We start from the raw sequence: 9889 nt of genomic DNA, 5'->3' as shown, positions 1-9889 counted from the left end.
ATTGTTTTCCCTTCCCACAAAAACCCCGCGCGCTGGAAAATCCAGCACCATCCGCGATTGTGGTGAAAACCCTGCGAGAACCGTTTCTTGTCCTGCCGCCGGCAGATGCAATATATGTGTTGTAGGCATGACAGCGCCTTATGGTAAAATTATTAACGTTCTCTCAGGGCATTCTGACGTGCCTTGAGAATAGGTTTCAGCAAATAATCAAGAATGGATTTCTTGCCCGAGATAATATCCACGCTCGCCACCATGCCGGGAATAATCGGCAACTGCTCGTTGCGGTAGTTGATGGCGTTCTTTTGCGTGCGCAATTTGACGAGATAGTAGTACTCGCCTTTCCTGTCTTCGATGGTGTCGGCGCTGATCTGCTCCACACGCGCTTCAAGGCCGCCGTAAATGGAAAAATCATAGGCCGAAATTTTGACCATGGCTTTCTGATCGGCATGGATAAAGGCAATATCCGCCGGGCGGATACGCGCCTCCACCAACAACGTGTCGTCCAGAGGCACCACTTCCATAACCGGGTCGCCGGGGCGCACCACGCCGCCCAGAGTATTGACGACCACCCGCTTGACCGTGCCGCGTACCGGCGAGCGCAGCTCCGTGCGCGTTACCCGGTCGCCTCCGGCGGAAAGCACTTCCTGCAGGGAGGTCAGCTCCGTGCGGCGTTTGTTGATTTCCTCGGAAATCTGCGCCTCCATCTCGGCCTTGCGCAGGGCGAGCTTGCGCCGGGCCTCCTCGGCCGCTTCTTTCGCTTTGGACATGGTGGAGGAAAGAGCTTCGATATCCCCGCCCAAGGTCACCACCCTCTGCTCCAGATCCAGATAATCCACCTTGGAAAAGAGCTTACGGTCCACCAGAGGCTTGGCGATGTCGCGGCGTTCTTCGGCCAGAGCCAGGGTTTTCTCCAATTGCACCTTACGGCCCTGCTGCTCATCCACGTCTTCCAGGCGTTGCTTGTACTGTGACTCCAGCAATTGCGCTTCCGAAATGAACTTGTCGCGGCGGGTCTGGAACATTTCTTCCTGGTCGCTCACGATCTGCGGCGCTTTCTCCCTCAGTTCCGCGCTGAACACGGGTTCTGTTCCGTTTTTTTCAGCTTCCAGGCGGACCAGGGCCACCTGATTTTCAAGGGCCTTGTTCATGGCTTCGCGGTACTGGCTGGCCGCGCCCAGATTGTCCAGACGGGCCAGGAGCTGGTTTTTCTCCACCACATCGCCTTCCCTGACCAGGATCTCGCGCAGGATGCCGCCTTCCAGGTTCTGGATGACCTGGGTGCGCTGCGCGGCCACCACCTGCCCCTGGCCGTGCGTCACCTCGTCCAGTTCCGCCCAGGCCGCCCAGGCAACCAGAAGGGCAACCAAGCCAACCGTGCCCAGTGAAAGAAAAACCGCTCCGATCCCGCCCCGGCGCTGCAGGGCCGCGTCCACCCGGTTCATATAGGGCAGGTCTTCCTGTTTGCCGCCCAGGCCCGCTCGGCTTCGGAAAGAGTGCAGGAGCTTTTTCATGCCTGGCCTCCGGCGGCCGGGGAAAGCGGCTGCCCGCTTTCCGGCTTCGGGACGGGCGGCGGCCCGTTCAGGGCCCGCAAAACAGCCTCGCGGGGCCCGTCGGCAATAATTTTTCCGTCTTCAACGACGATCAGCCTGTCCACCAGGTCCAACAGGCCGGGCCGGTGGGTGATGAGCACCAGGGTCTTGTTGGCTGTGATTTTCGCCAGGCGGTCCCGGATCAGCCGTTCCGTGCCCTTGTCCATATTGCTGGTGGGCTCGTCGAGGATCAGCACTTCCGGATCATGCAGCAGGGCCCTGGCCAGGGCCACGGACTGGCGCTGCCCGCCGGAAAGAGACATGCCCCGCTCCCCGACCTGGGCGCCCAGGCCGCCGGGCAGAGCGCGGATGAAATCCGAAGCTCCGGCCAGATACGCGGCCCGCAGCACCATCTGATCCTCAATGCCGGGATCGTCGAGGGCGATATTGTCGCGGATATTGCCGTAAAAGAGCGTCACATCCTGGGGGAGAAAACCGATGCGCCCCCGCAGGTTGGCCGGGTCCATCTGGCGGATGTCCACGCCGCCGTAACGCACCGTCCCGGCCTGGAGCGCATAGAGCCCGACCATGAGGCGACCCAGGGTGGACTTGCCCGACCCCATTCTGCCGACAATGCCCACCTTCTCATGGGGCCGGATGCTGAAGGAAATATCCTCAAGCGCCTTTTTCTTGGCGTTGGGATAGCTGAATTCCGCGTTTTCAAAGGAAAAGGCCGGCTGCAACAGGCCGAAGTCCACATGCTCCTCGTTCCCGTCGTCCTCAGTGGGCAGTTCCATGATGGTATTCAAGGCGCTCAGGGACAGGCGCGACTGCTGCAGGCGCGAGATCATGCCCGCCAGCTGCATGAGCGGAGCCATGGCCCTGCCCGCGAGGATATTACAGGCAATGAGCCCGCCCATGGTCAGGGAACCGGCCATGATCAGATACACGCCCCAGACGATGACCCCCACGGAAACCAGCTGGCTGATGCCGCCGGACACGCTCAGCGTCAGCGTGGCATAGCGGCGGGACTGGCGCGTGGTTTCGGCTGACATGTCCGAAAGCTGTTCCCAGAGATACAGCAGGCGGCTTTCCGCACCGGTGATCTTGACGGTTTCCAGGCCGTGGACGACCTCCACCAGAAGCGCGTGCTTCTGCATATTCAAAAGGTAATTCTGAGCCGCCGAACGCCGGGCCGCCAGTTGCAGCAGCAGCCCGAGGCCGATCATCAGGGGCACGGCCGCCAGAGGCACGATGACAAGCGGCCCTCCGATAAAGGCGATAAGCCAGAGAAAAATGACCAGAAACGGCATGTCCGCGAGGGCCACCAGGCTGCCGGAGCTGAAAAACTCACGCAGGGCCTCGAACCCGCTCAGATTGTTGACGAGCCCGCCCGTGGAATCGGGTTTGGCCTCCATGCGCAGGCTGAGCACCTTGCTCATCAGCTTGCTGGAAAGCACCACGTCCGTGTTGCGTCCCGCCATATCCACGAAATAGCCGCGCACATTGCGCAGGATGAAGTCCACCAGGTAGGCGAAAAGCACGCCCGTGGCCAGAACCCAGAGCGTTTCCACTGCCTGGTTGGGCACCACCCGGTCATAGACGTTCATGGCGAACAGGGAGCTGGCCACGCCCAGCAGGTTGATGATCACGGTGGCGATGATGACGTGCTTATACAGGGGCAGGTAGTGGGCGATGACGTCCCAGAACCAGCGCCTGGTCACGGGCAGGCGCAGATTGGCGCGGGCGTCCAGCCGCCCGGCGAGACTGCCGAAGGCCGTGTAGCCCGTATATTCCGCCTCAAGGTCGGCCAGGGGCACACGCTTGGCATGTTCGCCCTCTTCGGGCAGCACCACTTCCGCCGTCTCCGCGTCGCGGCTCAGAAGCACGCAACTGCGGCCGCCGGCCAGCAGCAGAATGCAGGGCAGCACCAGAGAGGAAATATCATTCAGGGATTTGCGGTGAACAATGCGGCCGTCCAGTCCCCAGCGCCGGGCCGCGCGCAGGCAGGCTTCCGGCGAGTTGACGCTGGGACCGCCCAGAATGCCGCTCAACAGCAGGGGCATGGAGACGGGACGGCCCAAAAGGCGCAGCAATGTGCCCAAAGAACGGGCGAACGGCGGAACATGGTCCGCGCTTTCAGGAATAGTTCCTGGCAGGATGTCCTGATCAGCCCCAGCCAAGAGACTTGTCGTCTGGCTCATGCGCGCTCAATAGAAACACCCTGCCCTCTACCCCATTAGGAAATTCTATACTCTATGGGACCGATACGCAAGCATCCCTGACGGGAACGGCAAAAAGTTCTTTCCCTTTTGCGCAGCTTTTTGAAGATATCTACCGCCGTCGGGCAGGATTTAATCTTAGTAAAAAAATCAGTTTCCAGATTGACACCATGAAGAGAATAGGCATAAGCCGATATACGTTGCTGCTGTAATATGGTAGTTACAGCGTCTGGACTTCACACTTCAAAAATCCCTCGGCACGCCTTCCAAAAGCCTCTGTTCGGATTTCCCCAAGCCTAAAGTTCAACGCCTTCCCTACCAAAAATCAGCAAGAGACAGGAGAATGCGCGTCCGGCCCTTCGCGGTTGCGGCGCTGTCGCCGCAACTCTATTGCGTAGTTCCGAGTTGTTGCAAGGTGGTTTGTTTTTCGAGGGGTGACGTTAACCCCAATATATGGAGTCATGTATGTCGAAAGATACGCTTGAAAGATCGCGCAGAGATTTTCTGATAAAGAGCATAGCCGTTGCTCCCGTTCTGGCGCTTGGCGGCATTGCGCTTGACGCCAGGGCCGCGTCCTCATCGCAGGACGTGGCTGAGAGCGCGGGCGGCTATCAGCCGACGTTCTTTAACCAAGAGGAATTTGAATTCATCAAGGCGGCTGTCGCTCGGCTTATACCCGAGGACACGCTGGGCCCCGGCGCGCTGGAAGCCGGTGTTCCGGAATTTATTGACCGCCAGATGCAGACGCCGTATGGCGTCGGCGCCAAAATGTATATGCAGGGCCCCTTCCAGCCGGATGCATCCCCGGATCTCGGCTACCAGCTGCCGCTCACGCCACAGGAGATTTACCGCCTCGGTATTGCGGAAGCGAACAATTTCGCCCGCAAAAGACACAATGCCCCCTTCAGCAAGCTGTCAGCCGCACAGCAGGATGCCCTGCTTGAGCAGATGGAATCAGGAAAGGCGGAGTTTGAAAAACTGCCTTCCAACGTCTTTTTTGCCGCCCTGCTCCAGAACACCCGCGAAGGTTTCTTCAGTGATCCCGTCCATGGGGGCAATCAGCGGTTGACCGGCTGGAAGCTCATCGGTTTTCCCGGGGCAAGGGCCGACTTTATGGATTGGGTGGAAAGAAACGAGAAATATCCTTTCCCGCCGGTGTCCATCAGCGGAGAAAGGGGGTAGGTTATGGCAAAAGTAATGAAAAAAGTGGATGCTGTTGTGATCGGCTTTGGCTGGACCGGAGCCATTATGTCCAAAGAGCTGATCGAAGCCGGACTGAGCGTGGTCGCCCTTGAGCGGGGACCGGCCCATGATACCTATCCCCTGGGTTCCTATCCCCAGAGCATTGACGAGCTGACCTATAACACTCGTCATAAAATATTTCAGAACCTTTCCAAGAGTACAGTAACATTCAGGCATGCCAAGGATCAGACAGCCGTGCCGTACCGCAAACTCGCGGCATTTTTGCCCGGGACAGGCACCGGCGGCGCGGGGCTGCACTGGTCGGGCGTCCATTTTCGCGTCGCTCCCATGGAATTGCGCATGCGCAGCCATTATGAGGAACGCTACGGCAAAGACTTCATCCCTGAAGGAATGACCATTCAGGATTTCGGCGTCACCTACGACGAGCTGGAGCCTTTTTTCGACAAGGCGGAAAAGGTCTTCGGAACATCCGGCACAGCCTGGAGCGTCAACGGTAAAATCGTCGGCAAGGGCAAGGGCGGCAACTTCTTCGCTCCGGATCGCTCAAATCCCTTTCCGCTCCCGGCGCAAAAGCGCACCTATTCGGCCCGGCTCTATTACAAGGCGGCTGAATCCGCCGGCTTTCATCCCTATGACCTGCCTTCGGCCAACACCTCGCAAACCTATACCAATACCTACGGCGCCCAGATGGGGCCGTGCAATTTCTGCGGCTTTTGCAGCGGGTACGCCTGTTACATGTACTCCAAGGCGTCTCCCAATGTGAACATCCTGCCCGCGTTGCGCCGGGAACCGGGGTTCGAGCTGCGCAACGACTCCTGGGTTCTCAAGGTCAACCTCAGCAAAGACAAAAAAACGGCCACGGGCGTCACCTATGTGGACTCACAGGGCAACGAGGTCGAACAGCCCGCGGATATCGTCGTCATTTCGGCTTTCCAGTTCCATAACGTGCACCTGATGCTGTTGTCCGGCATCGGCAAGCCGTATGATCCCGCCACCAATACGGGCGTCGTGGGCCGGAACTTTTCGTATCAGAACATGACTACCATAAAAGCCTTCTTTGACAAGAATGTTCATACCAATCCCTTTATCGGCGCGGGCGGCGCGGGTGTCGCCATAGACGACTTCAACGCCGACAACTTCGACCACGCCCCGTACGGCTTTGTGGGCGGCGCGCCGTTCTGGGTAAACCAGGCCGGAACAAAGCCGATCTCCGGCCTGCCCACAGCGCCGGGCACTCCCAACTGGGGCAGCGAATGGAAAGCCGACGTGGCGGAAAACTATACCCACCATCTTTCCATGGACGTGCACGGCGCGCATCAGTCCTACAGGGTCAACTATCTGGATCTGGACCCGACGTACAAATCGGTCCATGGCCAGCCTCTCCTGCGCATGACCTTTGACTGGCAGGACAACGACATCAAAATGAACCAGTTCATGTTCAAGAAGCTGGAAATCATTGCCAGGGCGCTGCATCCCAAATTCATTACCGGCAGCCCCAAACATCCCGGAGAACATTTCAATCTCGGCACATACCAGACGACGCATTTGAACGGCGGAGCCGTCATGGGCACTGATCCGAATACCAGCGCCGTCAACCGCTTTCTGCAGAACTGGGATGTGCACAATGTTTTCGTTCCCGGCGCATCCGCTTTTCCGCAGGGCCTGGGCTATAATCCCACCGGGCTGGTGGCGGCCCTGACCTACTGGTCCGCCAAAGCCATTCGCGAAAATTATCTCAAAAAGCCCGGACCGTTGGCGTAAGGAGCAACCATGAAAAAACTACTTATCGTTCTGACGTTGGGTGTTTTTGCCGTGGCCGCAACGGCGCGGGCAGCCACAAGCGATCTTGAGCAGAGCGTCAGGCGCGGCGAATATGTCGCCCGCGCGTCAAACTGCATTGCCTGTCACACCTATCACAAGGGCCCCTATGCCGGAGGCGTTCCTTTCGGCATCGTCAACAGCCCCAATATTACCCCGGACAAGGAAACAGGCATCGGCAGATTCGACTTCGCCGCCTTTGACAAGGCGGTGCGGCAGGGCATCTCGCCAAGAGGCCCCATGTCGGTCATGATGCCTCCCTCGTATGCGATCATGACCGATGAAGACGTGCATGACCTGTATAACTTCTTCATGCACGGTGTTCAGCCCATCGACAATAAGGTCAGTCAGCCCGACAAGCCGGTGAGCGAAGCGTCTCCACGAGAGGTCAGGCCCTTTGCCCCCGCCCCCGGAGAAAACCCGGTGGTGGCGCGTGGCCGCTACCTGGTGGAAGGATTGGGCCACTGCGGCTTCTGCCATACGCCCAGAAATGCGCAGGGGGTCGAAAAGGCCCAATGGGCGAGCCAGGGCAAGGACTTTTTGTCCGGCGGCGGCAATTATGCCGGTTGGATAGCCATCAATCTGCGGGGAGACAATCAGGACGGGCTGGCCGGACGCAGCGTGGAGGACCTGACGGAGTTCTTCCTGACCGGGCGCAATGATCCTACAGCCGCCTTCGGCAAGATGATCGAGGTGGTTGAAACCAGCACGCGCTATCTGACCCGCGACGATGCCGTTGCCATGGCGCGTTTTCTGAAATCCCTTCCCGCCAAGGATCCGTCCCAAGCGCCTTTCAGGGAAGACAAGACGGTCGCCCGGCAATTGTGGAAAGGCGATGACAGCAAGCCAGGGGCAGCCACCTATGTGGACAGCTGCGCAAGCTGCCATAGAACCGATGGAAGCGGCTATGCCCGTTTCTTCCCGGAACTGCGCGGCAACCCGGTTCTGCTGAGCGGGGATCCCGTCTCTCTCATTCACATTGTTCTTCAGGGGCAAACGCTGCCCGGTTTCAAGGCCGCCCCTTCCTCCATAACCATGCCGCCTTTCGGCTGGCGGCTTGATGACCAACAGCTTGCCGATGTGGTGACATTTATCCGCGGCAGTTGGGGGAATCATGCTCCCGCTGTAAGCGCTGAAGACGTGCGCAAAGTTCGTGGGGACAAGTCCCTTTTCCCGGATCCGCGCGTTTTCGGAAACAGTAACGTGGATAAGCTGATGGAGACGCAACCGTAAGCAAAACAACAGGCTGACCGCCGGGTGCGCGTTTCATGAAGCCGTACCCGGCGGTCAGGCCGTGACACTTCGCCCCTGTCGGGTTTTCAATCTGTTGACCTGGAAGGGCTTTCTTATTTCGCCCCTCTAATGAGGGCGTATCATAGCATCCGCTTGCTCAACCGCCCAAGATTACCATCTGTCTCTGAAAACATTTCGGCCTATGGCGTCAGTCCCGGACCGAATCTGTTTCGTTGTTGCGCACAGAAATGTGTGCACTTTTTTGTGCAGATTAACATTTTTGTGCATCTCAGAAAGAAGATGTCAATAACCAGTCAATATATATTATTATATATTATGATGCCCCCCAATTTCCTCACAATTCCCCCCTCTATTTCGATGATTTTTATAACTATATTATCTAGTTAATAACAACAGAAAGATCAATTTAGTATTTTATTTTAACTTGTAACACATCTAAATAAATAACTTATAAAAATTTTTATAAAAGAACCCTCTCTTTCCCCAGCACATAATTTGCAACCTGTCCTTTAACAATTCGCTGGAAAAACAAAAAAGTCTTTTCCATGTCAACAGAGGGAGGTTGTGATGGATTTTGCGAGAAAAAGATGGCTTTCTCTTGGCGCAGCAATGCTTTCCGCACTTCTTGTGGGAGTGATTTACTCTTTCAGCGTCTATGTAAACCCTCTGGTCGAGCGCTACGGCTGGAGCAAGGGCGCTGTATCCTTGGCCTATACGTTAAATATCGTCATAACCGCTATAGTTCCTCTTCTTGTGGGCAAATACCGAGCCCGCATGCCCATCAGCCGCTATACCTTTATCGGAAGCGTCATTTATGCCGTGGGCATATTGCTCTGTGGTTTTATACGGGGTTCGGTATATGAATTTTACCTTTATTTCGGCGTCATTACAGGAGCAGGCATCGGCATTGTCTACACCAGCTTGGCCACATATGTCGTTCAGATGTTTCCTGACCGCAAGGGTCTCGCCGCCGGTCTGTATACCGCGTGCTACGGCTGCGCGCCCTTTTTCTGGGCACCCCTTGCTTCCTATCTCATCAGCACCTTCGGCATTGAAAACGCCTTTAAGTACATAGGTGTCTTTTTCATTGTCGGCCTTATCCTGGTTACCAGATTTCTGAGGGAAATCCCCATGGGATTTACGGAAGCCATGTCCGCCCATAGCGGGAACACCACGCCCCAGGCCCCTTCATTGTATGAAAAATCGCCCAGGCAGCTGCTGAGTACCCCACTCTTCTATGTCATCATGCTGTTATATACGTTCGGCATGTCCTGCGGTGCCATGGCTCTGTCCCTAGGCTCGCCCATTTTGCAGTCAACCCTGCATTATTCTCCCGAGGCCGCAGCCATTGTTGTGGGCTTTTTCGCCATTGCCAGTGCCACCGGCCGCTTGTTCTGGGGTGGCATGTCGGACAAAATCGGCCGCCCCAATGTGCTCATCTGCCTCTGCCTGATCACTCTGATCAGCATGTCGGTACTCTCCATGTTCACCACGGAGGTATTGTTCGTTTCAGCAATCCTGCTGATTCCATTCTGCTATGGAGCATATGCCTGCACCATCTCCCCGGTCGCCGTGGAATGCTTCGGTACGCGGCACTTCGCACAGAATTACAATGTCGTTTTCCAGGTATTCGCTTTCTCAGCTATCATCGGTCCTCAGGTCATCGCATACTCCGAAGCCGCCACCGGCGGCTTCAGGCTGGCCTTCATGGTGGCGTGCGCCTTTGCCGTGCTCGGCCTGTTCCTGGCGGTGCTGGTGAAGCTTATGGTCAATCGCGCCAGAGCCGCCCAGAAGAATGAAAACCGCCAGGCCAACGCCGAAGAAGCTCTATCCGCCTGACACACTCAACCTTTCATGACATAC

General features: G+C 57.1%; 6 protein-coding genes. 4 read left to right on the top strand and 2 right to left on the bottom strand.

All coding sequences use genetic code 11. From position 1 onward, the window contains the following. Positions 1 to 152 precede the first annotated feature (152 nt). Together HMPREF0326_RS08475 and HMPREF0326_RS08470 are read right to left on the bottom strand one after the other, a co-directional pair. The gene (locus HMPREF0326_RS08475) at positions 153 to 1511 is read right to left on the bottom strand and encodes an HlyD family type I secretion periplasmic adaptor subunit (protein ID WP_008684593.1); all 1359 of its coding nucleotides are present in this window, start codon (positions 1509 to 1511) and stop codon (positions 153 to 155) included. Beyond that, positions 1508 to 3733, bottom strand: a complete 2226-nt coding sequence (locus tag HMPREF0326_RS08470; protein ID WP_020990437.1) for a type I secretion system permease/ATPase — start codon at positions 3731 to 3733, stop codon at positions 1508 to 1510. Before HMPREF0326_RS08470 ends, HMPREF0326_RS08475 begins: the two co-directional genes overlap by 4 nt. A 483-nt stretch (positions 3734 to 4216) precedes the next feature. On the opposite strand from HMPREF0326_RS08470, the gene HMPREF0326_RS08465 reads away from it, so the two are divergent. The 4 genes from HMPREF0326_RS08465 to HMPREF0326_RS08450 all read left to right on the top strand — a co-directional run bounded on the left by HMPREF0326_RS08465 (position 4217) and on the right by HMPREF0326_RS08450 (position 9865). Further along, on the top strand, positions 4217 to 4933 hold the full coding sequence (locus tag HMPREF0326_RS08465) for a gluconate 2-dehydrogenase subunit 3 family protein (RefSeq protein WP_020990436.1): 717 nt from the start codon (positions 4217 to 4219) through the stop codon (positions 4931 to 4933). A 3-nt stretch (positions 4934 to 4936) separates the two neighbouring features. Further along, positions 4937 to 6715, top strand: a complete 1779-nt coding sequence (locus HMPREF0326_RS08460) for a GMC family oxidoreductase (protein WP_008684596.1) — start codon at positions 4937 to 4939, stop codon at positions 6713 to 6715. A 9-nt stretch (positions 6716 to 6724) separates the two neighbouring features. Further along, the gene (locus tag HMPREF0326_RS08455; protein ID WP_008684598.1) at positions 6725 to 8005 is read left to right on the top strand and encodes a c-type cytochrome; all 1281 of its coding nucleotides are present in this window, start codon (positions 6725 to 6727) and stop codon (positions 8003 to 8005) included. 630 nt (positions 8006 to 8635) lie between these two features. After that, complete coding sequence (locus HMPREF0326_RS08450) at positions 8636 to 9865, top strand: OFA family MFS transporter (RefSeq protein WP_008684599.1); 1230 nt, start codon at positions 8636 to 8638, stop codon at positions 9863 to 9865. The last annotated feature ends 24 nt before the right edge of the window (positions 9866 to 9889 follow it).

The sequence above is a fragment of the Desulfovibrio sp. 3_1_syn3 genome (genome assembly GCF_000145315.2).
In the GTDB taxonomy this organism is placed as follows: Bacteria; Desulfobacterota; Desulfovibrionia; order Desulfovibrionales; family Desulfovibrionaceae; genus Desulfovibrio; species Desulfovibrio fairfieldensis.
This window is presented reverse-complemented; position numbering and strand designations above follow the sequence as displayed.